Origin of the sequence: Ruegeria sp. HU-ET01832 (assembly GCF_040371315.1) — a bacterium.
Lineage (GTDB): Bacteria > Pseudomonadota > Alphaproteobacteria > Rhodobacterales > Rhodobacteraceae > Ruegeria > Ruegeria lacuscaerulensis_A.
Window position 1 is genome coordinate 409,113 of the sequence record NZ_BAABWL010000001.1, and the last position, 23,897, is coordinate 433,009.

Genomic DNA, 23,897 nt, shown 5'->3' on the forward strand with positions numbered 1-23,897 from the left:
TAATCGGATCATGAGCGCAATCGACACACTCCCCCCCCTGCGCGAGGTCATCGCGGCGCACCAGCTTTCGGCCCGCAAGTCGTTGGGGCAGAACTTCCTGCTGGATCTCAACCTGACGGCAAAAATCTCGCGGCAGGCCGGTGATCTTAGCGCCTGTGACGTTCTCGAAATCGGCCCCGGCCCCGGCGGTTTGACCCGTGGGCTTTTATCAGAGGGCGCGCGCAAGGTTGTGGCGGTCGAAAAAGACACGCGCTGTATCGCAGCTTTGAACGAGATTGCTGCCGCCTACCCCGGTCGACTGGAAATCATCAATGGTGATGCGCTGGAAATCGACCCCATGGCACATCTCAGCCCGCCGATTCGAGTTGCAGCCAACTTGCCGTACAACGTCGGTACCGAACTGCTGGTCCGCTGGCTGACCCCTCCGGAGTGGCCGCCATTCTGGCAAAGCCTGACTCTGATGTTTCAGCGCGAAGTGGCCGAGCGTATTGTTGCCCAACCCGGCAGCAAGGCGTATGGCCGACTGGCCATTCTGGCGCAATGGCGGGCGGATGCGCGTATCGCCATGTCTTTACCGCCTGGGGCTTTCACCCCGCCGCCGAAAGTTTCAAGCGCCGTTGTCCATCTGACCGCCTTGCCCAAACCTCGGCATCCTGCGGATGCTGCAACCCTGTCGCGTGTCGTCGCCGCCGCATTCAACCAACGCCGCAAGATGATGCGCGCTTCGTTGAAGGGGGTCGCTTCCGATATCGAAGACCGCCTATTGGCCGCCGGCATTCAACCAACCGAGCGGGCAGAACAAGTCCCGCTAGAAGCCTTCTGCGCACTGGCGCGCCAAATCCGCGCGGGCTGAAAACAAAAAAGCCCCGGTCACTTGACCAGGGCTTTCCATTCCATATCTAACGCGGCCTACTCGGCCGCCTCAGGTGCATCACCCTTATCGGCAGTAGCCTCTTCAGCGGCAGGTGCTGGTTTGGGCTTGCGGGCACGCGGTTTGCGGGCAGGCTTTTCTTTCTTTTCGGGAACATCAGACCCCTTGGCCTCGGGCGTTTCCACCAAACCGGATTCCGGGGCCGCTTCGGCGTTGAAATCCATGACGTCTGGTTGCGGTGCTTCGGCCGGATCGGCCTGGCGGGCCGCTTCACGTTCCTGACGCTCCGCGCGTTCTCGGTCGCGTTCGGCCTGCCGTTCGCGGTTCTGGCGTTCCTGTTCTTCCCGACGTGCCTCCATTTCACGCTGCGCTTCGCTCAGCAAACGCAGGTAATGTTCGGCGTGTTGCTGAAAGTTCTCAGCAGCCACACGGTCGTTGGACAGCTGCGCGTCGCGGGCAAGCTGGTTGTACTTGTCAATGATCTGCTGGGGCGTGCCGCGCACCTTGCCTTCCGGCCCCGAGCTGTCAAAGACCCGGTTTACAACGTTGCCGCCAGAAGGACGATTGCGGTTATTCTTGGCCCGCGAGCGGGATTTGGAAGATCTCATCTACTTTCGTCAGCCTTGTCATTCACTGTCGATCACGTCGCATCTTGCATTGCTCAAAGGCTTTAGCCGGAACGCGATGTCGACTTTTTTGGGCTTGGCGTCAGGGGTGCGCTGCAATAGCGTCAACCTCTCCGACTAATCCTGAGTAAACATGTCCTGCGCGTTCAGACAAGGGCTTTATCCCAAAATTCGCAGCTTTTTTACATCAATCGGCGCTTTTCAGCCTCAGTATGTGCCGTCACCCAGGCATTCTGGCCAAGACAACACGGTCACGGCCATCCAGATCAGGAATAATCCGCGTCTCTGCCAGCCCAGCCGCCTGAAATAGCGCGGCAACCGCGTGACCTTGCGTCGGGCCGATTTCCACCAGCACCCGACCGCCGGGGACTAGATAATCCGGGACATCGGCAGCAATGCGACGATAGGCTCCTAACCCGTCCCCTTCATCCGTCAGCGCCATGCGAGGCTCGTGCTCGCGGACTTCCGGTGACAAATCATTCATCTCGGATAGCGAAATATAGGGCGGATTCGAGACGATAAGGTCATATTGCCCCTCTATGCTCTCAAACCAATCTGATTGCTGTATCTCGGCTCGGGTTTGGACCTGATGTTGAACCGCATTGGCGCTCGCCTGCAGGCAGGCGGCCTCGCTTAGATCGACACCAACACCCGAAGCACTTGCGCGTTCGGCCAACAGCGTGATCAGAATACAGCCCGAACCCGTTCCAAGATCCAGCAGATGATCAAACGGTGCGCTCAACGCGGCCTCGATCAGAATCTCGGTTTCAGGGCGCGGATCCAGAACATCACGACTTACGCGAAACCTGCGGCCATAAAACTCACGTTCGCCCAGCAGATGCGATACGGGAACGCGAATGGCGCGCAGCGAAATAAGTTGATCATAGCGTTCAGCGATCTCGTGCGACAGTTCTTCCGGCGCAATCAGGGTGACCCGGCTGGCTTCGATTCGGGCAGCGTGGGCCAGCAGGACGCGAGCATCACGTGCAGGATCATCGACCCCTGCAGCCCGCAGGCGAGACGTGGCTGCCACCATCGCCTGAGCCGCTGTTTGCAGACCGTTCATAGGGCCATCTCGGCCAGCAGGCGCGCCTGATCATCGGCGGTCAGCGCGTCCATCACCTCATCCAGATCGCCCTGCATCACCTGATCCAGCTTATACAGGGTCAGGTTGATGCGGTGATCGGTCATACGGCCCTGCGGGAAATTATACGTCCTGATTCGCTCGGAACGATCACCCGAACCGACCTGACTGGCGCGATCCGCCGAACGTTCGCTGTCGATCCTCTGCCTTTCAAGGTCATAGAGACGCGTTTTCAGAACTTGCATCGCAATCTCTCGGTTGCGGTGCTGCGATTTCTCGGAACTGGTCACAACCAGCCCTGTCGGCAAGTGAGTGATCCGCACCGCCGAGTCGGTGGTGTTCACGTGCTGTCCCCCCGCGCCCGAGCTGCGCATCGTGTCGATCCGAATGTCATTCGCGTCGATCTGAATATCGACATCTTCGGCCTCGGGCAAAACTGCGACCGTCGCAGCCGATGTATGAATCCGCCCACCGCTTTCGGTTTCGGGCACGCGCTGCACCCGGTGGACGCCGGATTCGTATTTCATGCGGGCAAAGACATTGTCACCCTTGATATGGGCCACGACTTCCTTGACCCCACCGAGGTCCGAAGCCTGCTCCTCGATAATCTCGAACCGCCAGCCATGCGCCTCAGCATAGCGCTGATACATGCGCAGCAGATCGCCTGCGAATAGCGCGGCTTCATCCCCGCCTGTGCCGGGGCGGATTTCCAACATCGCGGGGCGCGCGTCTGCTGCATCTTTAGGCAAAAGCGCCAGTTGCAGCGCATGTTCGGCCTGGGGGATACGGGCTTGTAGATCGGGGATTTCCTCCTCGGCCAGCTCCTTCATGTCGGGATCAGCCAGCATCGCCTGAGCATCAGTCAGATCGGCGCGCAGTTGCCGCCAAGCCATGATCTGGTCGACCACAGGCTTGAGGTCGGAATATTCTTTGGCCAGAGCAGCAATATCCCCGCCCGAGGCACCATCGGACATGGCCGCTTCGAGATACTGGAATCGCTGGGTTATCTGCTCAAGGCGTTCTTCGGGGATCATCCCGGCGGTGTCCCCTAATCTGCGGCTTTGGTCAAGGGCCGAGCTTGTGCTAAGCTAGCCGTCATGAAGGGGTTGGTTTTGATTTTATCGCTGTTTGCGGTGCCTGCCATGGCGGACTACGTCGGGCCGGACGGAAAGGTGCGCGACTGCTATTGCACGGACAAGTCAGGCGCGCGCGTTGATCTGGGCCAGATGATCTGCCTTCAAGTCGATGGCCGCATGTTCATGGCGCAGTGCCAGATGTCACTAAACGTCCCGATGTGGCGCGAGGTCTCGGAAGGGTGTTTGTCCTCAGAGCTGGAGCGCAGCAAGCCACCCATCAACACGGTCTCGGTTTACCCCAAAATCTGAACGCCCAAAGCGCAGACGGGCATGGATACGCAGAACGTCGCCGTCCTGCTGAACCGTGGTGTAGTCGGGAAAGCCGATTACTTGGGTACGGGTGACATAGGTGATCATTCCATCTTCGACAGATCCGGCCAGAACGGTGGTGCGCGGTGTGGCTTGTGCTAGCACGTCCAGTTTTGCGAGGCCGTCTGGCCCAGTTTCGACCACACGGATGACCCCACCTTGCATGTCCTCATCCGTAGTACCAGCAACCGCCAAATGCCAGCGCGCAGGGTCCGAGGGCGCAAGTCGGATGTAGAGCCCAAGTGCAATCACCGCCCCTACGATCAGCCAAAGAACCATCTTCATCATTTATCCCTTTGCTTTGAGGGCAAACTAACGGCACGCGCCCCATCTGCAAGGTTTGACACCCCGTACCGTCACGTCACTCCGGGTAAAATGCACAACATTTCAAACAGTAGGTTGGCAGCGGTCAGCGCCGTGTTCCCCGTAGGATCATAGGGCGGAGACACCTCGACCAGATCGCACCCTGCCACATTCATCCCTCGCAAAGCCTGAATTAGCTGCAACGCTTGTGGGGTGGTCAGACCAGCAATCTCGGGTGTGCCGGTGCCGGGGGCAAAGGATGGGTCGAGACTGTCGATATCGAAGGAAACGTAAACCGGATGCTTTCCTATTTCCTTTCGGATTTGTGCGCCGATCACGGTCAGATTCTGTTGCCACAGTTCCCACGCAGGGAACTGCTTGAACCCCCAGCCCTTGGCCTCGGTGAAGTCCGACGCAGAATAGCCCGAGCCTCGGATACCGATCTGAAAGGTTTTGTCGGGGACGATCAGCCCCTCTTCATAGGCGCGGCGGAAGACGGTGCTGTGAGTTTCCTTTTCACCAAACATCTCATCGTTCACGTCAGCATGGGCGTCCACATGGACCAGCGCCACCGGCCCGTGTTTGGCGGCGATCGCGCGCAGGATCGGCAATGTGATCGAGTGATCGCCTCCCATCGCAACCGGTGTCACGTTTTGCGCCAGAATCGCGTCATAGCTTTCGCGTATTATTTTCAAACTGTCGGACAACGAAAACGTGTTGATTGCCAGATCGCCGATATCCGCAATCTGAAGGCTGTCGAAGGGCGCGGCAAAACTGGCCATGTTGTAGGGCCGGATCATCGCGCTTTCGGCGCGGATCTGTTTCGGACCAAACCGCGTGCCCGACCGCCACGAGGTGCCGATATCCATCGGGATGCCCAGCACGGCCACATCCAGCCCGGCCAACGAGTCCGCCTGCGGCAGGCGCATGAACGTGTTCGGACCCGAAAACCGCGCCAGATCATTGCCGCTGATGGGTTGGTTAAACTGTGTCATGCCCGTATCTCTCCCGTCCGACCTTTTGGTTAAGGTGATACCGGAAATATGGCTAACCAATGGTTAAGGCATGAGCTTGTTCCACCCCAAAAGGCAAATAATCTGCGTCGCCACGTGGGCCCCGGCAATCGCCGTCGCGCCCGATGTGTCATAGGGCGGAGAGACCTCGACCACATCACCGCCCTTGATGTTGATCCCGGCAATGTCACGCAGGATGATCTGCGCTTGGATCGAACTCAGCCCACCCCAGACGGGCGTCCCGGTGCCCGGCGCAAAGGCCGGGTCCAAGCCGTCGATGTCAAAACTCAGATAAACGGGGCTGTCGCCCAGAATGCCTTTGATCTTTTGCGCCACGGCGGCGGGGCCGGATTCGTAAACCTCGCGCGCGTCGATGATGTTGACGCCCAGAGTGTCCTCGTTCGTGGTGCGGATCCCCACCTGAACCGAGCGTTTCGGGTCCACGATCCCCGATTTCACCGCCTTGTAGAACATCGTGCCGTGATCCACGCGGGTCATGTCGTCATCGGCCCAAGTGTCCGTATGCGCATCGAATTGCAGCAGCGACATCGGCCCGTATTTCTCGGCATAGGCTTTGAGGATCGGAAAGCTGATATAGTGATCCCCGCCCAAAGTGACCGAGGCCACATCGGCATTCAGGATGGTGCGGATATGATCTGTGAGCGTATCGGGAAAGGCCGGAATATTGGCATAGTCATAGGCCATATCTCCATAATCCACGATGGCCAGCTCGCTGAGCGCATCAAAGGGCCAACCATAAGGCGCATCTGGCGACTGCAGCGCGCTCGCCTCACGCATGGCGCGGGGACCCAGCCTTGTGCCGGGGCGGTTGGTAACGGCCTGATCGAACGGCACGCCCGTCACGGCGATATCCACGCCCTTCAGATCTTTCGTATAGAGCCGCCGCAGGAATGAGGTTGCCCCGCCAAACGTATTCTCGAACGACAGCCCCTTGAGATCGGGGTTGGTGAATGCTTCATCCACCTGAGTTTTTGCGTCTTCCAGTCCCATGTCTTTTCCTTGTCAGCCCAGCGGCTGTGCCTTTTCGACGATCCGCGCAAAGAACGAAGCCCCTACAGGCGCGATTTCGTCGTTGAAGTTGTATTTAGGATGGTGCAACCCGGCGCCCTCGCCCTGCCCCAGATTCAGATACGCGCCGGGGCGCGCGTTCAGCATGTACGAGAAATCCTCGGCCCCCATGTTGCGGGTCATGTTTTCGACCACCAGCCCTTCGCCCGAGATTTCGCGGGCCACCTCAGCGGCAAATCCGGCCTTGCCGGCATCATTGATGGTGGCGGGATAGTTGACCTCGTAATCCAGCTCGGCCTCAACCCCGTATGAGGCCGCCTGCCCGGCAACGATCTGCCCCATGCGTTCCATCACCATCTTCTGCACCTCCGGGTCAAAGGTGCGCACGGTGCCGTTGATATAGGCAGTATCTGGGATCACGTTGTTGACCGACCCGGTATGAATTTGGGTGACCGAAACCACCAGATCGTCCAGCGCGTAATGGTTGCGGCTGACGATGGTCTGCAGTGCTTGAGCGATGCCACAGGCGGCCATCACCGGATCGCGGGTTTCGTGGGGCATGGCACCATGACCGCCCACGCCCTGAATGTGAACGTGAAACGTATCAACCGCGGCCATGATCGGCCCGGGCGTGGTGTAAAAAGCGCCTTCGGGTAGGTTCGGAGCATTGTGCAGCGCATAGACCTGCGCGATGTCGAACCGGTCCATGATGCCTTCCTGAACCATTATATCCGCGCCGCCGCCCTCTTCCTCGGCAGGTTGAAAGATCAACGCCACGCGGCCCGCGAAGTTTCGCGTCTCGGCCAGATAACGGGCTGCACCCAGCAGCATCGTGGTATGCCCGTCATGACCGCAGGCATGCATCTTACCGGGATGTTTCGAGGCATAGTCCACGCCAGTTTCTTCCGGGATCGGCAGCGCATCCATGTCGGCGCGCAATCCGATCGTCGCCCCCTCGGCCTGCCCATTGATAATTGCGACGATACCGGTTGTAGCGATGCCCTCATGTATTTCATCTACACCAAACTCGCGCAGCCTATCGGCAACAAAAGCTGCCGTCTGGTGGCACTGAAACTCCAATTCGGGGATCGAATGCAGGTGCTGCCGCCATGCGGTCATATCGGCGGCATAATCGGCAATTCGGTTGACGACGGGCATCTGGGGTGGACTCCTGTAGCGGTCTGCGGAATGGATGCATCTGACACCGGAACGAAAGGGTTCGCAATGGCCGAAAATCCTCTGATCCACGATAGCGGCGCCGGGATCGAGCGTTTGCTGGAAATCATGCGTCGCCTGCGTGACCCGCAAACCGGCTGCCCGTGGGACATCGAACAGGATTTCGCCACCATCGCCCCCTACACGATCGAAGAAGCCTATGAGGTCGCCGACGCCATCGAACGCGAGGCTTATGACGAGCTGAAGGGAGAGTTAGGCGACCTGTTGTTCCAATCGGTTTTTCACGCGCAAATGGCTGAAGAAGCGGGACATTTCACCTTTCAGGACGTGGTCCGCACCATGTCGGACAAGATGGTCGCGCGTCACCCGCATGTGTTCGGTGACGAATCCCGTGACAAGTCGGCTGAACAACAGACTCTGGATTGGGAGACGATCAAAGCCGCTGAACGTGCAGGAAAGGAACTGAAAGGCGCACTGGACGGTGTGGCCGCCAACCTGCCGGCCCTGTTGCGCGCCCATAAGCTACAAAAACGCGCCGCGCGCGTGGGGTTTGACTGGCCCGATGCCAGCCATGTGTTGGCCAAGATCACCGAAGAAGCCGCCGAGTTGGAAGAGGCCCGCGACAGCATGGATGCCGACGCGCTCGAAGATGAATTCGGCGATCTGCTGTTCGTGATCGTCAATCTGGGCCGTCATCTGGGAATCGAGCCTGAGGCCGCTCTGCGCCGCACCAACGCCAAGTTCACCCGCCGCTTTGAACAGGTCGAATCCCGCCTGGCCGAACGCGGTAAAACACCCAGCCAAAGCGATCTGGCCGAGATGGACGCCATATGGGACGAGGTGAAAACCGAGGAGCATCGCGCCAATGGCAAACTCCCGCCGGTGGATGTGCCCAGCGGGGCCTGAAACCGCTGGACAAGTGCTGTGACACTTGCGAGTGTCCGCGCTTCTAGCCCCTCGGAGACCCCCATGCCGCGCAAAATCATTATCGACACCGACCCCGGTCAGGACGACGCCGTCGCCATCCTGTTGGCGCTGGCCAGCCCGGATGAGATCGACGTGCTGGGCATCACCGCTGTCGCCGGAAACGTGCCGCTTGAGCTGACCGCCAAGAACGCGCGCATCGTCTGCGAACTGGCCGGCCACACGGACGTGCCGGTTTATGCAGGTTGTGATCGGCCACTGAACCGCCCCTTGGTTACGGCAGAACATGTGCACGGCAAAACCGGCCTGGACGGTCCCGTTCTGCCCGATCCGCAAATGCCGCTGGCCCAAGGGCACGCGGTCGATTTCATCATCGACACCCTGCGCGCGCAGGAACCGGGCACGGTGACACTGTGCCCGCTGGGCCCCCTCACCAATATCGCGACGGCTTTCACCAAGGCCCCTGATATCGTCGACCGCATACAGGAAATCGTCCTGATGGGCGGCGCCTATTTCGAGGTCGGCAACATCACTCCGGCGGCGGAATTCAATATCTATGTCGATCCAGAAGCCGCTGATATCGTGTTCAAATCCGGCGCGCCCATCGTCGTTATGCCACTGGACGTGACCCATGACGCGCTGGTCACCCCACACCGCAACGACGCCTTCCGCGCGCTGGACAGCAAGGTCGGACACGCGGTGGCCGAGATGACTGATTTCTTCGAACGGTTCGACAAGGAAAAATACGGATCGGAGGGCGCACCCTTGCACGATCCCTGCGTCACCGCCTATCTGATCCGCCCCGAGCTGTTCTCGGGTCGCCTTATCAATGTCGAGATCGAGACCCAATCGGAGCTGACACTGGGGATGACCGTAGCCGATTGGTGGCGCGTCACAGATCGCCCTGCGAACGCCATGTTCATGGGTGACGTTGACGCGCAGGGGTTCTTTGACCTGCTCACCGAAAGGCTGGCAAGACTATGAGCGCAGCATTGAAACTCGCCCGCCCCGAGGATTTGGACAGGTTGATCGGTCTCGTCTCGGCATTCCACGCCGAAGCTGGCATCGACCAAGATACCGATCACAGGCGCGCAGCACTGGCACCGCTGCTTGAGGGCATTCCACATGGCTGCGTCTACCTGATTGGCCCTGCCCGTGCGCCGCTTGGCTACGTCATACTGACCTTCGGCTGGTCAATCGAGTTCGGCGGCATGGATGCTTTCATCGACGAGATATACATCCGCCCCGCAGTGCGCGGGCGCGGCATCGCCACAGAAGTCCTGTTAGATTTGCCGAAAGCCCTGGCCGGAGCCGGGCTAACCGCTTTGCATCTTGAGGTCGACCGCACCAATGAAACCGCGCAGAAATTGTATATGCGCACTGGCTTCAAACCGCGCGATCAGTATGTTTTGATGAGCAAAAAGCTCTGATAGCAATTGTTTGTTCAGCCCCCCGGAGAACGCGCCTTAGCGCATTTCACCGCTGTACATATAGGTGGGGGAATCCATGTTCTTCACGGGGTCGGAAGTCGAGACCGACTGACCTGAAATTGGGTACACTCCGGGCGCCGAACAGGCCGCCATGAAAACAGTACCGATCAACGAAACCGCGAGAAGGAATTTCGAACCTGACATGGTATTCTCCTTTTCTGTAGTTCCTCCAAGATACTTGGCGGCAGGGTCTCGCTAATAGGTAAAAGTTCACACATAATTGGGGTTATGGCATCAATCTTCTGCCAAGGGATTAGAATCGAAGCACAATTTTTCTAGAAATAATTGAAGAATCTTTACCTAGCGTCACCTGACTGCAATTTTGAGGCGAACAAGAACGGCCCGGCAGCGTACTTCGGTCGTGCGACTAAAGGCACACAGCTCTCTAGTTGCCACAGGATTCGGGTTTCAAAATGAAAAACCCGGCCTTCCTTGAAAGACCGGGTCAGATTTATCTGTATTACGCTGATCAGCGCTTCAGGATCGACGCCCCGGCGTATTCGGCCACCTCACCCAGTGACTCTTCGATGCGGATCAGCTGGTTATACTTGGCCAAGCGGTCCGAGCGCGCGAGGCTGCCGGTTTTGATCTGACCACAGTTCGTCGCTACGGCCAGATCGGCAATGGTCGCGTCCTCGGTTTCGCCCGATCGGTGGGACATCACGTTGGTGTAGCGCGCACGGTGCGCCATATCGACGGCGCGCAGCGTTTCGGTCAGCGAGCCGATCTGGTTCACCTTGACCAGCATCGAGTTGGCGCAGCCGCGATCAATGCCCTCGGCCAGACGTTCGGGGTTGGTCACGAACAGGTCGTCACCCACCAGTTGCACCTCGTTGCCGATGGCGTCGGTCAGGGCTTTCCAACCGTCCCAGTCATCCTCAGACATACCGTCTTCGATCGAGATGATCGGGTAGTCTTTGACCAGCGCCGCCAGATAGGCCGCGTTTTCCTCGGAGGTCAGTGTTGTGCCCTCGCCCGCCAGTACGTATTTGCCGTCTTTGTAGTATTCCGTGGCGGCGCAATCCAACGCCAGATGGATTTCCTCACCCGGCTTGTAGCCCGCCTTTTCGATGGACTTCAGGATGAAATCCAGCGCCTCGCGGGTGCTGGCAATGTTGGGTGCAAAGCCACCTTCATCGCCGACACCGGTGGCCAGACCGGCTGAGGACAGTTCTTTTTTCAGTGTGTGGAACACTTCGGACCCCATGCGCACCGCCTCGCGGATATTGCTGGCCGAGGTCGGCATGATCATGAATTCCTGAATGTCGATCGGGTTATCCGCATGCTCGCCACCATTGATGATGTTCATCATCGGCACCGGCAGAACGCGGGCAGAGGTGCCGCCAACATAGCGGTACAGAGGCTGGGTGGTAAAATCCGCCGCCGCCTTGGCTGTGGCCAGCGACACGCCCAAAATGGCATTTGCGCCCAGACGGCCCTTATTCTCGGTCCCGTCCAGTTCGATCATCGCCTGGTCGATGGCAACCTGTTCAGTAGCGTCAAAACCCACCAGTTCCTCGGCGATCTCGCCATTCACGGCAGCAACCGCTTCCAGCACGCCCTTGCCCATATAGCGCGCCTTGTCACCGTCGCGCTTTTCCACCGCCTCATAGGCCCCTGTGGACGCGCCCGAGGGCACAGCCGCCCGGCCCATGGTTCCGTCTTCCAGGATCACGTCCACCTCGACCGTCGGGTTGCCCCGGCTGTCCAGAATTTCGCGTGCGTGGATGTCGATAATCGTGCTCATGAGGCCCGTCCCTTTGGCTGCAATAAGTTGCACGCCTCATAGCATCACGAGGCAAAAAGTAAACCACGCATGTTATCGCTAACATGATTCACGGCAGGTGTTTGCGCAAACCTGCGACGATCCGTCAGGCCACAGCAGCCATATCCTGCGCCAAACGACGTTCCCGCAGGAAAGTGTAAAGGCCCGAGCCAAGGATGAGTGAGGCCCCTGCAATCGTCATCAGGTCCGGTCGCTCTCCAAACATGATCATGCCGGCGGCAATCGAAAAAACCAATCGCGTGTAGCGGAACGGAGTCAGCGCCGACGCATCGCCCACTCGCATAGCGGTGACGATGCCATAGTAGCCGATGACACTGAAAATGACGGCCCCGATCAGCGGCGCCATCTGCGCAGAACCAAGTGGGACAAGCGGTTGCGTCTGAACTACCATAAGCACCAGCCCACCCAAAATCGCCGCGATATAAGCCTGCAGAGCCACAACCGACGACGCAATGTCGGCATCCAATCGACGCGTGATCAGATCCCTCGCGGCAATGCAAACAACGCTAATAACGACTAACAGGGTCTCGGGCTGAAACCCTTCAAGCCCCGGTCGGATGATCATCAATACCCCGACGAAACCAACGCCTACCGCGCTCCACCTGCGCCAGCCGACCTGTTCCCCCAGAAACAGCGCCGCCCCGACAGTCACAGCCAACGGCATGGCCTGAAATACCGCAGCCACCGTGGACAAATCGACCAGAGCCAGCGCGGTCACGAAAGCAATCGCGCCTATCCCTTCGCTGCCTGCGCGGACTAGCGGCAAAGGGCGCCATGCGACCCTGTCAAAGATCCGTTTGCGTGTGCCAACTGCCATAATGGCAAAGACCAATCCACAGACCGCGCCCAAAAGAATCATGATCTGACCGGTCGGAACTGACACCGACAGGTGCTTGATGAACATATCCTCAAGCGCAAAGGCCGCCATTGCGCCGACGACCAATAGAATGCCGTTTACGTTATTCATGATCCGTTCCGTCAGAAAAGCGCTGCCCGCCCCTTCACAGAAATCGCAAGCCCATCACTCAGGCAAGAGATATCCACGCGAGAAACATGAATTCGCGTGCGATCATCGTTCGGGATTCGTGATGAATCAGTCTTGTTCCAGCGGAACGCCGTAAAGCTCCAGTCGGTGGCCTTTCAGCTTATACCCCAGCTTGGCGGCAATCCTTTCCTGCAGCGCTTCGATCTCGGGGTCTACGAATTCAATGACCTGACCTGTTTGCATGTCGATCAGGTGGTCATGGTGATCCCGTTCAGCATCCTCATAGCGCGCGCGACCGTCGCCGAATTCCAGGCGCTCCAGAATCCCTGCCTCTTCGAACAGTTTTACAGTGCGATAGACCGTGGCGATGGAGATCCCCGCATCGACCTTTGAAGCGCGGGCATACAGTTCTTCGACATCCGGATGATCTTCGCTTTGTTGCAGCACCTGTGCAATTGTACGACGCTGACCTGTCATGCGCAGGCCCTTGGCTTCGCAACGGGCGATGATCGTATCGGACATGAGTGACCCTCGGGGATATATTCGGTTCTCTGTCTTAATACGTCTGCGCACTCTGCGCCACCGGGGAATTGTATCTTAGGCCACGCGCCGCAGATCAGCCCAGATGGGCAAGTGATCCGATGCAATATGCGCAGGCCGCGCATCGTGGACACCATGCACCACCGCCTCAAGCCCTGCGCCCAGCGCGATCCGGTCCAGTGCACCCAGTGGCTGTGCGGCGGGAAAGCTGGGGACCGGAGGCAGGAAACGCATGCCCGGCGCCAGATGGTCCAGCACTGGCTGGCGCGACCATTCATTGAAATCACCAGCCCAAACCGTAGGCATATCGTGCAGGTCTTCGTCACATCGGCGGATATGAGTAATTTGCTGTCGGCGCGATGCCGGCAATAGACCCAGATGCATCCCCATGACCCGCAAAGGGCCGATGGGGGTGTCAAATTCGACTCTGACCGCACCTCGCGGTTCCAGCCCCGGAAGATCGTGATGGCCTGTCTGACGCACCTCAATCGCACCGCCTTTCCAGATCACGGCGTTACCATGCCAGCCCAGACTACCCGCCCCTCCAAGATCGACAATCTCCCAACCGGCCTCGTCCAACATGAAGTGCGGCAGGGCTGCCGGGCGCGGCGGCAGGCGTTTGTCTGCCTCTTGCAGAACAACGATATCCGCCTTCATGCTATCGATGACCTGCATGATACGCTGCGGCTGTCGGCGGAAATCCAAACCGACACATTTCTGTATATTGTAGCTGGCAATACGCAGTGTGGGTAAAGAGGTCATAGCGTTCGGGGCTGATTATCAGCCCCAACAGTGCCACGCCCTGCGCCCAGCGCAACATGAAATTTCCAAGAGTTAGGCACAGAACAACTTTCAAAGGAGAATTTCGCCACAAAGTGCGTTAAACAAGCGCAAATCGCGTGTGCAAACTGTTCTGCGCAGCTAGAGTGCCGCAAACCGAACCCAAGGATCTCACGTGGAAACCACCTTCGCCACTCTGGTAATTGCCGACATCTCGGGAAGCACGCCGCTCTACAAGGCTGTCGGGGACACAGAAGCCCAAAGGTTGATCCAACTCGAACTGGATCGGTTGAGACATGTGTTGCGCCAACATGGCGGCACGCAGGTTGGGCAGAAGGGGGACGATGTCCTTAGCTACTTTCTGGATGCCAATGCCGCAATAAACGCAGTGCTGGAGCTGATCGAGGGATCGCCTGAAACCTCTCTGTCCGTTCATGTGGGCGTCCACTCCGGACAGATCGTTTTGGCCGAAAAAGGGGTGTATGGCGAGGCCGTAAATATCACCGCCCGCCTTGCAACGGCGGCAAATCCCGGTGAGGCCTGCGTCAGTGAAGATGCCGCCGGGTTGTTGCCAGATTCCCTGCGCCGCATGCTCAAACCACTGGGTCGGCTGAACCTCAAGGGCCTGACCGAGCAATTCGCCGCGCATTCTCTGATCAGCCCGACCATGAGCACTTTCACCCAGACGCGGCTGCCTTTGTCTTATGGTCGAACCGAGGCGCATTTCAACGCACCCGAGGGGCTGACGCTTGTTGTGTCCCACGAGGACCGCTCGTGGCGGTGTCAGGACAATGGCGAGTTAAAGATAGGCCGTTCACCGGATTGCGACGTGGTACTGAGCCAACCATGGGTGTCCCGCCTGCACATGGTTTTGACCATGAAGGATGGCAAGCTGATCCTGTCGGATCGCAGCACGTCGGGCACCTATGTGAAGTCGGAATCGGGACGTGAAATCCAGCTCAAACGCGAATCTGTCATGCTGGCGGATAGTGGGCTGATATCTCCGACCTTGCCCATCGAAGTGTCAGAGGCTTGTCTGCAATTCCAGATTCTGGGCCGCCCTCAGGTGCCGCAGAACGTGGCGTGAACGACCTCAGCCTCTGACGGCGGATGTGTCAGGTCAACTGCCTCGGGCTGGTCTTCATAGGGGCGTGAAAGAACGTCATTCAACCGCTGGAACAGCGCATAGTCGCCCTGCACCGCCGCTTGTATCATCTGTTCCACGCGGTGATTACGAGGAATAAAGGCCGGGTTCGCAGCGGACATGGTTGCCGTTGGGTCGTCCTCGCGTTCCAAGCGAGAATGCCACCCCTCGGACCATGCATCGAATGCCTGAGGATCTGCGAATTGATCCCGCGCCGCGTCACTACCAAGCGCGCGAAACGTATTGGTGAAATCCGCTTGCCCCTGCGCCATCCGTGCCAACAGGTCCGAAATCACCTGCTGATCGCCATCCTCTTCGGTCGCAAGGCCGATCTTGGCCCGGAAACGTGCTAACCAGTTCTGCTGCAACAGGTCGGGCATGGCGTGAATGATCTCGGTCGCTTCCTCAACCGCCGCGTCCTTGTCCTCCATCTGCTGGATCAAGGCGGTGGCCAGTTGAGCCAGATTCCAGACAGCTATGTCGGGCTGGTTCGAATAGGCATAGCGCCCCATCCGATCGATCGAGCTGTAGACCGTATTGGGGTGATAGCTGTCCATGAACGCACAAGGGCCGTAGTCGATGGTCTCTCCGGCAATCGAACAGTTATCGGTATTCATCACCCCATGGATGAAACCAACACTCATCCAGGCCGCAATCAACTCGGACTGCACCTGTACGACGGCGCGCAACAGACCCATCGGTCCATCGGCTTGTGGGTAGTGACGTTCAATCGCGTATTCGGTCAGGCGGCGCAGGCTGTCCAACTGTCCCCGCGCAGCAAAAACCTGAAACGTCCCCACACGCAAATGACTGCGCGCTACACGGGTCAGGACAGCGCCGGGCATTGGACCCTCGCGCAGCACGATCTCTCCGGTCTCGACAGCCGCTAGAGCTCGTGTGGTGGGAATGCCCAGCGCGTGCATCGCCTCGGATACCACGTATTCACGCAGCACAGGCCCCAGCCATGCGCGCCCGTCGCCTTGACGGCTGAAAGGCGTGGGGCCCGACCCCTTCAGCTGAATATCACGGCGCACGCCGTCTGTTCCGACAGTCTCGCCCAAAAGCACCGCGCGGCCGTCTCCCAGCTGGGGATTGTAGTTGCCAAATTGATGCCCCGAGTAAAGCTGTGCGATCGGCTCTGCCCCCTCGGGTAGCGTATTCCCGGCAAAGGCTTCGGCCATATCCTGCACCTCACCAGGGCTCACACGAAGGATCGCCGCAAGATCGCTGTTAAAGGCGATCAGTTGCGGCGCTCTCACTGGCACCGGGGCCTGCCGAGCGTAAAAGCTGTTGGGAAGGCGGGCGTAGCTGTTGTCAAACGGGATCGTCAGGGTCATGAGGCAAACATATTCCTCCTCTGTGCGAATACCATAGCGGATCGCGCGATCCCGTGCATAATCGCCCCAAACACCCCGAGGGCCCCATGACCGCACAAGAGATTATCGACCTCCTGAACCTGCAACAGCACCCCGAAGGCGGCTGGTTCCGCGAGACATGGCGCGCCGACAACGCAGGCCGCGCCACCGGCACCTGTATTTACTTCCTACTGGCCGAGGGGGAATGCAGCCACTGGCACCGTGTCGACGCGACCGAGATCTGGCTGTATCACGCTGGCGATCCGCTGATATTGTCGCTCAGCGCCTCGAATGACGGCCCGGCGACCGAACATTTCCTATCCCCAGATCTAACCCAAGGCGCGCCGCAACTGATCGTTCCCAAAAACCACTGGCAAGCCGCACGCAGCACCGGGTCTTTCACTCTGGTAAGCTGCACGGTTTCTCCGGGGTTCGAGTTCGACGGCTTCGAGCTGGCCGCGCCGGGTTTCGATATCCCCAAGGGTTGAGCCATGGATCACCGCGCCCTCATCGCTTCCATTCCAGCCAAGGCGAAAGACAAACTGCAAGAGCGGTCCAACACAGCCGGGCTGCGGCATCTGGCGTTTTATGTGCTGGCGTTGTCTGCCACCAGTATCGGCATCATCGCGCGGGTGCCTTTCTGGCCTTTGCTGATCCTGCCTCAGGGTATCCTGTTGGTCTTCCTCTTTACCCTGAGCCATGAATGCACGCACAAGACGCCGTTCAAATCCCCTTGGGTGAATGAGGTCGTGGGCCATCTGGTGGCGGTTCCGATTGCCCTGCCCTTTGTCTGGTTCCGTTATTTTCATCTGGCCCATCACAAATGGACCAACCACCCCGAGAATGATCCCGAACTGGGTGGCAAACCCAAGCCCGACAATTGGCCCAGCCTGCTGATTTACCTCAGCGGCTGGCCCTATTGGCGCGGCATGGCGCAGGTTCTGGTGCAAAATGCCCGTGGCCAGATCAACGCGCCCTATCTACCGACACGTCAGCACAAAACCATGCGGCTGGAGGCGCGGGTGCTGCTGGGCCTCTACGCCATAGCGCTTGTCAGCCTGTTTATATCACCCTTGCTGTGGTGCCTGTGGCTGCTCCCCGTTCTGGTCGGCCAGCCCTTTCTGAGGCTGTATCTTCTGGCTGAACACGGCCTCTGCCCGCCGGTTGCAAATATGCTCGAGAACTCCCGCACCACCTTCACCAACCGACTGATCCGCTTTCTGGCCTGGAACATGCCCTACCACGCCGAGCACCACGCTTTTCCGAATGTCCCTTTTCACCAGCTACCAGCGTTACACAAGTGGACCCGAGCGCATTTGAAATCGACGTCAGACGGGTATGGTGCGTTTTCGGTGGAGTATGGGCGGTCGGTTGAGCGTTAGTGCAGATTATTCTGTGAAAATCGGAACAAAAAAGCTGAAATTTGCGGATTTCAGATGAACCAAATCGCCATCGTGGTTTTCGCCAGTCAAGCGCACAGGATCGTACCCGAAGCGAAAGACCAGAAAACCAGCCACATTGGCCTCAATCGCTTCTTTATCGACATCCCTCAGACCGTCCAAAGCACGGCTCCCGCTCAACAAGTATGTGTTGTATTCCAGCCAAAGACCATCTTCGTGACTCTCAGCGCTCAGCTGGACTTCAACCGCTTCTTTCCGTTCCTCGCCCCAATCGCCAAGAAAAGTGACGCTTGCTTGGATTGGGAGAAAATATGACCGATACAGACACGCCTTAACCGCGACACGCGTATCGAGATCTGGTGTAACTATAGACCTCACCCGACTGGACCCCGCAGGCAAAAAATTGCCCGGATTTTTGTTCTCAATCAGTTTTTTTTGAAAACCCCTCAGTTCCGCAGACAAAGAAACCGGGTTGAAGTGTTCCGGACAAGAATGCTCTGCCACTTGCAAGGAAACGTTAGTGTCAGGTTTTTCTGGAGGGACCACGTTCCACTCACGAGCGCAGGCAACTTGGCTCAGAGCCACGAAAATTGTGCCATAAAGTAGGATCCCAAACCTACTCATGTGTTTCTCTCGGGAGCGTTAAATCCACGTAGAAAGACGCCCGCACGTCAATAGGTATCGTCCCTTCGCCATCTATTAGGTCGAAATCAACATCCGCAGCAAAAAACTCCAGTTCTGCGCGTCCAATATCGGGGGTTCGGAAACCTCTCAAACCAAGAAAACTAATATCTTTTATTGCACCTTCTTCTGAAAGCACTTTTGAGTATCTAGAGACTATTCGCAGTTGATTGGTACTTGGATCTAAGGACCATTGCGATTGAACCCCGAAGTTCCCAACTTTCCCCGTCATGTCAATTTTTGCGCGTACAAAAGCGAGAAAACCACTGTATTCGCAAAAGTAGATTTTTCCGCTCAGAAAGAGCGTGCTCTCAGCCCAAAATTCTTGTGACAACAATGTATTATTCGTAAACCGGGCACTCGAGACCTCTCGCCGAAACCGCGTCCCGATCTGGTCTTCCATAACTTCACCCGAACGCCGAATCGTAACATTTTTCGGGTTTGAGTCAGTTTGCAGGAAAGGTCGTATGTCAAAACCCCAAGAAGTTAATTTTTGGCGAAAGCTGACTAAAACAAAAGTTTCAGGCGGCGCACAATAATAGCCCGCCTCATGCACAAGCGGTTGTGACTCAATGCGACCTCGCTGCCCGCTGAAGTCGATTTTCATATCTGCGGCATCACCCCCCTGCACACTTAGCAAGGTCAAAAAACACGCTACCGCTGGAAGATTAACAAAACGAAAACTCAAAAACGAAAACATGCTAACTAACTTATAGGTTGTACCTCAAAATACAACCAGCTCAGCCTGCAGCGACACTACTCACCACACCCCCACCGACAAGCGCCTTGACCCCGGTTGTCCCCGGGCACGAGGTCGGCAACCCCCGCGCCACGCGGACGGCGAGGTAGGCGAAGGCTTGAGCTTCCAGCATGTCCCCGTCCAGACCCACGGCCTCGACCGGCTCGACCGCGCAATCGAGGCCCGCACGCAGCATGTCCATTAGCACCGGATTTCGACGGCCTCCGCCCGTGACCAGCACGCGCGCAGGGGCTTTGGGGCAATGCTCCATTCCCTGCATCACACCTGCGGCGCACATACCCGTAAGGGTTGCCACGGCATCGGAGTCCGAGAGTTCCTGCACCAGACGGATCACTTCGGCAAAGTCGTTCCGGTCCAGCGATTTGGGGGGCATCTTGCGAAAGAACGGCTCGGACAGGAACAGCTCCAGCGCACCCGCCTCGACCGCCCCTTGGCGAGCCAGCGCGCCGTCCCGGTCCATTGGCAGACCCAGCCGCGCCTGCATCAGGTCATCCACGGGCGCATTGGCTGGGCCGGTGTCAAAGGCCAGCAGCGCGCCGGGGGCTTCGGGTCCGTCAAAGCTGGGGTCAACATAGGTCAGGTTCCCCACCCCGCCCAGATTCAGGAAACACAGCGGTTCGGTCGCGCCAATCCACTTGGCGCAGGCAAAATGGAAGAACGGCGCCAGCGGAGCACCCTCGCCCCCCATCGCCACGTCGTCACTGCGGAAGTCCCACACGACCGGAACACCCAGTGCCTGAGTCAGACCGTCGCCGTCGCCCACTTGCAACGTCCCCCGCCCGCGCGGTTCATGCGCTAGGGTCTGGCCGTGAAAGCCGATCAGGTCGATTTCATCGAACTCGGACAGCGCCTCGGCATGGGCAACCGTCACCAGCTCGGCGGCGGCGTCGACGTCGGGCCCGTGCCACTGGCCCAGCGCGGCCCGTAAAACGGCGCGCTCGGCATCTGAATAGGCCCGGTATCCGCTGGGACCAAAGCCCAGAATGCGCACACCATCGGTTTCAACCACAGCCGTATCGACACCGTCCAGAGATGTGCCCGACATGGCGCCCAATGCCCTGACTGCGCCTGTTTTGCTGATCGCCCGACCCATGTTTGCCCTCGTGTTCCTCACGCCCGTTGATCCGGCGCGTTGGCCTCAACCTGCACGGTAACGCGAAGACAGTGCAAGCCACATCGGGCGTGGCCCGTGCTTTTCGTGCAAAAGGTGCCTTTTCCTTGCCACCCCCACCGCCTATACACTGCCCCGCAACATAAACCCAAAGGGCACGGATATGACCTACCACCCCAAATCGGATTTCATCGCCACGATGATCGAGCGCGGTTTTCTCGCCGACTGCACCGATTATCAGGGCCTTGACGAGGTGCTGATCAGCGGGGTGCAAACAGCTTATATCGGCTATGACGCAACGGCGCAGTCGCTGCATGTGGGCCACCTGATGAACATTATGGTGCTGCGCTGGCTGCAAAAGACCGGCCACAAGCCGATCACTCTGATGGGTGGCGGTACGACCAAGGTGGGTGACCCCTCGTTCCGGTCGGATGAACGCCCCCTGCTGGGCCCCGAACAGATCGACGCAAATATCGCCGGGATGCAAAAGGTGTTCGCCAAGTACCTGTCCTATGATGACAGCGAGACCGGCGCGCTGATGCTGAACAATGCGGAATGGCTGGACAGCCTGAATTACCTCGATTTCCTGCGCGATATCGGGCGGCATTTCTCGGTCAACCGGATGCTGTCTTTCGAGTCCGTAAAATCGCGGCTGGATCGCGAACAATCGCTGAGCTTCCTCGAATTCAACTACATGATCCTGCAAGCCTATGACTTCCTAGAGCTGAACCGCCGCTATAGCTGCGTTCTGCAGATGGGTGGATCGGACCAGTGGGGCAATATCGTCAACGGTATCGACCTGACCCGCCGCGTATTGGATCACGAGATCTACGGCCTGACCACTCCGCTGTTGACCACCAGTGACGGCCGCAAGATGGGCAAGTCGCAGGGGGGCGCAGTCTGGCTAAACGGAGACATGCTCAGCGCGTATGAGTTCTGGCAATTCTGGCGCAACACCACCGACGCAGACGTAGGGCGTTTCCTGAAGATATTCACCGAACTGCCCGTCGATGAATGCGACCGTCTGGCCGCGCTGCAAGGGTCCGAGATCAACGAAGCCAAAATCCGCCTCGCCAACGAAGTCACGACCCTACTGCACGGGGCCGAGGCCGCAGCCACGGCCGAAGCAACCGCGCGTGAGGTCTTCGAAAAAGGCGGTGTGGGCGATGACCTTCCGACCCTGACTGTCGGAGCAGCTGAGTTGCCTGCCTCGATTGTTCAGCTGATCGTGAAGTCTGGACTGGCCAAGTCCGGAAAAGAAGCAAAGCGCCTGATCGCCGAGAACGGAGCCAAGCTGGACGACGCCCCCTTGACCGACGCAGGGTTGATGATCGACGCAGACGCGCTGTCTTCGCCGATCAAGTTGAGCGCCGGGAAGAAACGTCACGCTTTGGTGCAACTGGGCTAAAACCCATACGCCTGTTCCTGAAAAAAACGGCCACCTTGCAGGGTGGCCGTTGTCATTTCATATGCGGGTTAAGTTAACGGTTCCCACGGTTGCCATTGTTTCCACCGTTGCCATTGCCACCACCTCCATTGCCCGAGCCGCCGCCCTGACCATTGTTGCTGCCGCCATTACCGGTGCCGGGGCCGGAACCGCCAGTGTTGCCGCCGCCGTTGCCGGGGTTACCGTTGTTTCCATTACCGTTACCGGGGCCACCATTGTTGCCTCCGTTCCCCTGACCGCCAGCGCCGTTACCGCCCCCGTTGTTTCCGCCATTTCCGTTGCCGCCGCCACCGTTTCCAGAGCCGCCGCCCTGCCCATTGTTACCGCCGCCGTTGCCGGTGCCCGGACCAGAACCCCCGTTGTTGCCACCACCGTTGCCGGGGTTGCCACCATTGCCGTTGCCGTTACCAGGGCCTCCGTTGTTGCCGCCGTTGCCGCCGCCGCCATTACCGGGGCCACCGCCGTTACCGGGACCGTCGCCGCCACCGCCATTACCGGGACCATCGCCGCCACCGCCATTACCGGGGCCATCACCGCCACCGCCATTACCGGGGCCATCACCGCCGCCGCCATTGCCGGGGCCATCGCCACCGCCGCCATTGCCGGGGCCATCGCCACCGTTACCTACTCCGGAGCCAGTATCCGCGAACTGGTCGCTGCTGCGGCTTTCTCCGCTCAGACCCGTTGCACCTATCGAAGCCGTCGGAAGATCGGTCAGCAAACCGGTTAGGCCCGGGCATTGTTCGCTGGTGACCCGCAGCGTGGTATCGAAATCCGCCTGTCGCTGCAGACGTTCCAGAAAGCTGGGTGTTACTTGCGCGCATTCGCACAGAGACGCATAGTCTCCTCGTTTGGTTGCGTCGCGCGCCGTTTTCCAGTTACAGGTCTCTGTCGCAGCAGCGGCCTCGCCTACATAAATTACTCCAGCCAACGGGACGACAAGCAGCCCGCAAGCACTTCCTTTCAAAAATTTTCGCATCACAGCACCTCCAATCGCAAAACACTCGAATTCGCGAATTTCTTCAGTCACGAAGTGGCGATTGGGCGTGAAAGGCGGATTAACCGAATATGAGAATACCTTTAGGTTTTGCGCCCAAGACATAACAAACCCATACTCGATCACTGGACACCGAGGGGGTTGCCAAGTTAATGAACACTTGTTCATATCACTCGGAGTAACCTGCAATGCAGCTATCGAACACCGCCGCCGTGATCACCGGAGGCGCCTCGGGACTGGGCGAAGCTACAGCGCGCCATTTCGCGGATAAGGGCGCGCAGGTAACGATTCTGGACCGCGATGCCAACCGTGGCCCGCAGGTCGCAGCCGAGATCGGTGGCCATTTCATACCAACGGACGTCACCGACGAAGCATCTGTTTCCAAAGCAATGGCCTTCGCAGTTGAGCGGATGGGACGCATTACCGCAGCCGTGAACTGCGCTGGGATCGCTGTGGGCGTCAAGACAGTTGGACGAGAGGGCCCACATCCTCTGGACGCATTTCAACGCACCATAGACATCAATTTAGTCGGCACATTCAACGTATCCCGCCTGGCGGCGGTCGAGATGGCCAAGAATGACCCCGAACCCGATGGCGCGCGCGGAGTGATCATCAATACTGCCTCAATCGCTGCCTTTGATGGACAAAAAGGCCAGGCTGCTTACGCAGCTTCGAAAGGCGGGGTCGTAGGCATGACGCTGCCCATGGCGCGCGATCTGGCGTCCTCGGGTATTCGTGTGATGGCAATTGCGCCGGGCATCTTCATGACCCCCATGCTGGCTGGGCTGCCTGAAGAGGTACAGCAACAGCTTGCCGCCGATGTGCCCAACCCTGCTCGTCTGGGCGATCCGCGCGAATACGGGCGGCTGGCCGGGTTCATCGTGGAAATGGGCTATCTGAACGGAGAAGTCATCCGCATCGACGGTGCGCTCAGGATGCGGTAAACCTGC

The 23,897-nt window shown here is 58.7% G+C and carries 27 protein-coding genes; 10 read left to right on the top strand and 17 right to left on the bottom strand.

Annotation, left to right across the window (positions count from 1 at the left end; all coding sequences use genetic code 11):
* Positions 1-10 precede the first annotated feature (10 nt).
* On the top strand, positions 11-853 hold the full coding sequence (gene rsmA, locus ABWV79_RS02040; RefSeq protein WP_353390174.1) for a 16S rRNA (adenine(1518)-N(6)/adenine(1519)-N(6))-dimethyltransferase RsmA: 843 nt from the start codon (positions 11-13) through the stop codon (positions 851-853).
* Positions 854-909: 56 nt separating this feature from the next.
* On the opposite strand, the gene ABWV79_RS02045 is transcribed toward rsmA, so the two are convergent.
* The 3 genes from ABWV79_RS02045 to prfA form a co-directional block, all read right to left on the bottom strand.
* The gene (locus ABWV79_RS02045; protein WP_170354398.1) at positions 910-1,479 is read right to left on the bottom strand and encodes a DUF4167 domain-containing protein; all 570 of its coding nucleotides are present in this window, start codon (positions 1,477-1,479) and stop codon (positions 910-912) included.
* Between the two features lie 238 nt (positions 1,480-1,717).
* Positions 1,718-2,563 (bottom strand): peptide chain release factor N(5)-glutamine methyltransferase, encoded by an 846-nt coding sequence (prmC, locus tag ABWV79_RS02050; RefSeq protein WP_353390176.1) that lies wholly within the window; start codon positions 2,561-2,563, stop codon positions 1,718-1,720.
* Positions 2,560-3,615: a peptide chain release factor 1 gene (gene prfA / locus ABWV79_RS02055; protein WP_353390178.1), complete on the bottom strand. Its 1,056-nt coding sequence runs from the start codon at positions 3,613-3,615 to the stop codon at positions 2,560-2,562. Before prfA ends, prmC begins: the two co-directional genes overlap by 4 nt.
* Before the next feature lie 108 nt (positions 3,616-3,723).
* Between prfA and ABWV79_RS02060 the strand changes: the two genes are divergently transcribed.
* Entirely contained in the window at positions 3,724-3,966 is a 243-nt protein-coding gene (locus ABWV79_RS02060) for a hypothetical protein (RefSeq protein ID WP_502949841.1), read from the top strand.
* On the opposite strand, the gene ABWV79_RS02065 is transcribed toward ABWV79_RS02060, so the two are convergent.
* The 4 genes from ABWV79_RS02065 to ABWV79_RS02080 all read right to left on the bottom strand — a co-directional run bounded on the left by ABWV79_RS02065 (position 3,907) and on the right by ABWV79_RS02080 (position 7,529).
* The gene (locus tag ABWV79_RS02065; RefSeq protein WP_353390182.1) at positions 3,907-4,311 is read right to left on the bottom strand and encodes a DUF1499 domain-containing protein; all 405 of its coding nucleotides are present in this window, start codon (positions 4,309-4,311) and stop codon (positions 3,907-3,909) included. The genes ABWV79_RS02060 and ABWV79_RS02065 overlap by 60 nt on opposite strands.
* A 71-nt stretch (positions 4,312-4,382) precedes the next feature.
* Positions 4,383-5,324: an agmatinase gene (gene speB / locus ABWV79_RS02070; RefSeq protein WP_353390184.1), complete on the bottom strand. Its 942-nt coding sequence runs from the start codon at positions 5,322-5,324 to the stop codon at positions 4,383-4,385.
* Between the two features lie 63 nt (positions 5,325-5,387).
* Positions 5,388-6,353, bottom strand: coding sequence for an agmatinase (speB, locus tag ABWV79_RS02075; RefSeq protein WP_170752744.1), 966 nt, complete (start codon positions 6,351-6,353; stop codon positions 5,388-5,390).
* A gap of 12 nt (positions 6,354-6,365) precedes the next feature.
* Positions 6,366-7,529 (bottom strand): M20 aminoacylase family protein, encoded by a 1,164-nt coding sequence (locus tag ABWV79_RS02080; protein ID WP_353390186.1) that lies wholly within the window; start codon positions 7,527-7,529, stop codon positions 6,366-6,368.
* A gap of 66 nt (positions 7,530-7,595) precedes the next feature.
* Here ABWV79_RS02080 and mazG point away from each other — a divergent pair, with 66 nt between their 5' ends.
* The 3 genes from mazG (at position 7,596) to ABWV79_RS02095 (ending at position 9,901) form a co-directional block, all read left to right on the top strand.
* A complete protein-coding gene (gene mazG / locus ABWV79_RS02085; RefSeq protein ID WP_353390784.1) occupies positions 7,596-8,453 on the top strand; it encodes a nucleoside triphosphate pyrophosphohydrolase in 858 nt (285 codons plus the stop codon).
* Positions 8,454-8,516: 63 nt separating this feature from the next.
* Positions 8,517-9,455 carry a nucleoside hydrolase gene (locus tag ABWV79_RS02090; protein WP_353390188.1) on the top strand — a complete coding sequence of 313 codons (939 nt, stop codon included), beginning with the start codon at positions 8,517-8,519 and terminating at the stop codon, positions 9,453-9,455.
* Positions 9,452-9,901 carry a GNAT family N-acetyltransferase gene (locus ABWV79_RS02095; protein ID WP_353390190.1) on the top strand — a complete coding sequence of 150 codons (450 nt, stop codon included), beginning with the start codon at positions 9,452-9,454 and terminating at the stop codon, positions 9,899-9,901. Before ABWV79_RS02090 ends, ABWV79_RS02095 begins: the two co-directional genes overlap by 4 nt.
* 36 nt (positions 9,902-9,937) lie before the next feature.
* Here ABWV79_RS02095 and ABWV79_RS02100 read toward each other — a convergent pair whose 3' ends face one another.
* From ABWV79_RS02100 to ABWV79_RS02120, 5 genes are all read right to left on the bottom strand, one after another.
* Positions 9,938-10,105: a hypothetical protein gene (locus ABWV79_RS02100; RefSeq protein WP_170354408.1), complete on the bottom strand. Its 168-nt coding sequence runs from the start codon at positions 10,103-10,105 to the stop codon at positions 9,938-9,940.
* Between the two features lie 325 nt (positions 10,106-10,430).
* The gene (eno, locus tag ABWV79_RS02105) at positions 10,431-11,708 is read right to left on the bottom strand and encodes a phosphopyruvate hydratase (RefSeq protein WP_353390192.1); all 1,278 of its coding nucleotides are present in this window, start codon (positions 11,706-11,708) and stop codon (positions 10,431-10,433) included.
* A 124-nt stretch (positions 11,709-11,832) separates the two neighbouring features.
* The gene (locus tag ABWV79_RS02110; protein WP_353390194.1) at positions 11,833-12,714 is read right to left on the bottom strand and encodes a DMT family transporter; all 882 of its coding nucleotides are present in this window, start codon (positions 12,712-12,714) and stop codon (positions 11,833-11,835) included.
* A 126-nt stretch (positions 12,715-12,840) separates the two neighbouring features.
* A complete protein-coding gene (locus tag ABWV79_RS02115; protein ID WP_170354411.1) occupies positions 12,841-13,254 on the bottom strand; it encodes a Fur family transcriptional regulator in 414 nt (137 codons plus the stop codon).
* Positions 13,255-13,329: 75 nt separating this feature from the next.
* Positions 13,330-14,034 (bottom strand): endonuclease/exonuclease/phosphatase family protein, encoded by a 705-nt coding sequence (locus ABWV79_RS02120; protein ID WP_170354412.1) that lies wholly within the window; start codon positions 14,032-14,034, stop codon positions 13,330-13,332.
* A gap of 193 nt (positions 14,035-14,227) precedes the next feature.
* On the opposite strand from ABWV79_RS02120, the gene ABWV79_RS02125 reads away from it, so the two are divergent.
* A complete protein-coding gene (locus tag ABWV79_RS02125) occupies positions 14,228-15,139 on the top strand; it encodes an FHA domain-containing protein (RefSeq protein WP_170354413.1) in 912 nt (303 codons plus the stop codon).
* Here the strand turns inward: ABWV79_RS02125 and ABWV79_RS02130 are convergent.
* Positions 15,115-16,533, bottom strand: a complete 1,419-nt coding sequence (locus ABWV79_RS02130; RefSeq protein WP_353390196.1) for a protein adenylyltransferase SelO — start codon at positions 16,531-16,533, stop codon at positions 15,115-15,117. The genes ABWV79_RS02125 and ABWV79_RS02130 overlap by 25 nt on opposite strands.
* Positions 16,534-16,619: 86 nt before the next feature.
* Between ABWV79_RS02130 and ABWV79_RS02135 the strand changes: the two genes are divergently transcribed.
* Positions 16,620-17,039, top strand: a complete 420-nt coding sequence (locus ABWV79_RS02135; protein ID WP_353390197.1) for a cupin domain-containing protein — start codon at positions 16,620-16,622, stop codon at positions 17,037-17,039.
* A 3-nt stretch (positions 17,040-17,042) separates the two neighbouring features.
* Positions 17,043-17,933 (top strand): fatty acid desaturase, encoded by an 891-nt coding sequence (locus tag ABWV79_RS02140; RefSeq protein ID WP_353390200.1) that lies wholly within the window; start codon positions 17,043-17,045, stop codon positions 17,931-17,933.
* 6 nt (positions 17,934-17,939) lie between these two features.
* Here the strand turns inward: ABWV79_RS02140 and ABWV79_RS02145 are convergent, their stop codons facing one another.
* From ABWV79_RS02145 to ABWV79_RS02155, 3 genes are read right to left on the bottom strand one after another with little or no spacing between them, the layout of a single operon-like run.
* Positions 17,940-18,575 carry a hypothetical protein gene (locus ABWV79_RS02145; protein WP_353390202.1) on the bottom strand — a complete coding sequence of 212 codons (636 nt, stop codon included), beginning with the start codon at positions 18,573-18,575 and terminating at the stop codon, positions 17,940-17,942.
* Positions 18,568-19,332, bottom strand: a complete 765-nt coding sequence (locus ABWV79_RS02150) for a hypothetical protein (protein WP_353390203.1) — start codon at positions 19,330-19,332, stop codon at positions 18,568-18,570. The genes ABWV79_RS02145 and ABWV79_RS02150 overlap by 8 nt, the downstream gene beginning before the upstream one ends.
* Before the next feature lie 40 nt (positions 19,333-19,372).
* Positions 19,373-20,485 carry an anhydro-N-acetylmuramic acid kinase gene (locus ABWV79_RS02155; RefSeq protein WP_353390205.1) on the bottom strand — a complete coding sequence of 371 codons (1,113 nt, stop codon included), beginning with the start codon at positions 20,483-20,485 and terminating at the stop codon, positions 19,373-19,375.
* A 181-nt stretch (positions 20,486-20,666) separates the two neighbouring features.
* Here ABWV79_RS02155 and tyrS point away from each other — a divergent pair, with 181 nt between their 5' ends.
* A complete protein-coding gene (gene tyrS / locus ABWV79_RS02160; RefSeq protein WP_353390206.1) occupies positions 20,667-21,911 on the top strand; it encodes a tyrosine--tRNA ligase in 1,245 nt (414 codons plus the stop codon).
* A 73-nt stretch (positions 21,912-21,984) separates the two neighbouring features.
* On the opposite strand, the gene ABWV79_RS02165 is transcribed toward tyrS, so the two are convergent.
* A complete protein-coding gene (locus ABWV79_RS02165) occupies positions 21,985-22,929 on the bottom strand; it encodes a hypothetical protein (protein ID WP_353390208.1) in 945 nt (314 codons plus the stop codon).
* Positions 22,930-23,135: 206 nt separating this feature from the next.
* Between ABWV79_RS02165 and ABWV79_RS02170 the strand changes: the two genes are divergently transcribed.
* The gene (locus ABWV79_RS02170) at positions 23,136-23,891 is read left to right on the top strand and encodes an SDR family NAD(P)-dependent oxidoreductase (RefSeq protein ID WP_353390211.1); all 756 of its coding nucleotides are present in this window, start codon (positions 23,136-23,138) and stop codon (positions 23,889-23,891) included.
* Positions 23,892-23,897: the final 6 nt, after the last annotated feature.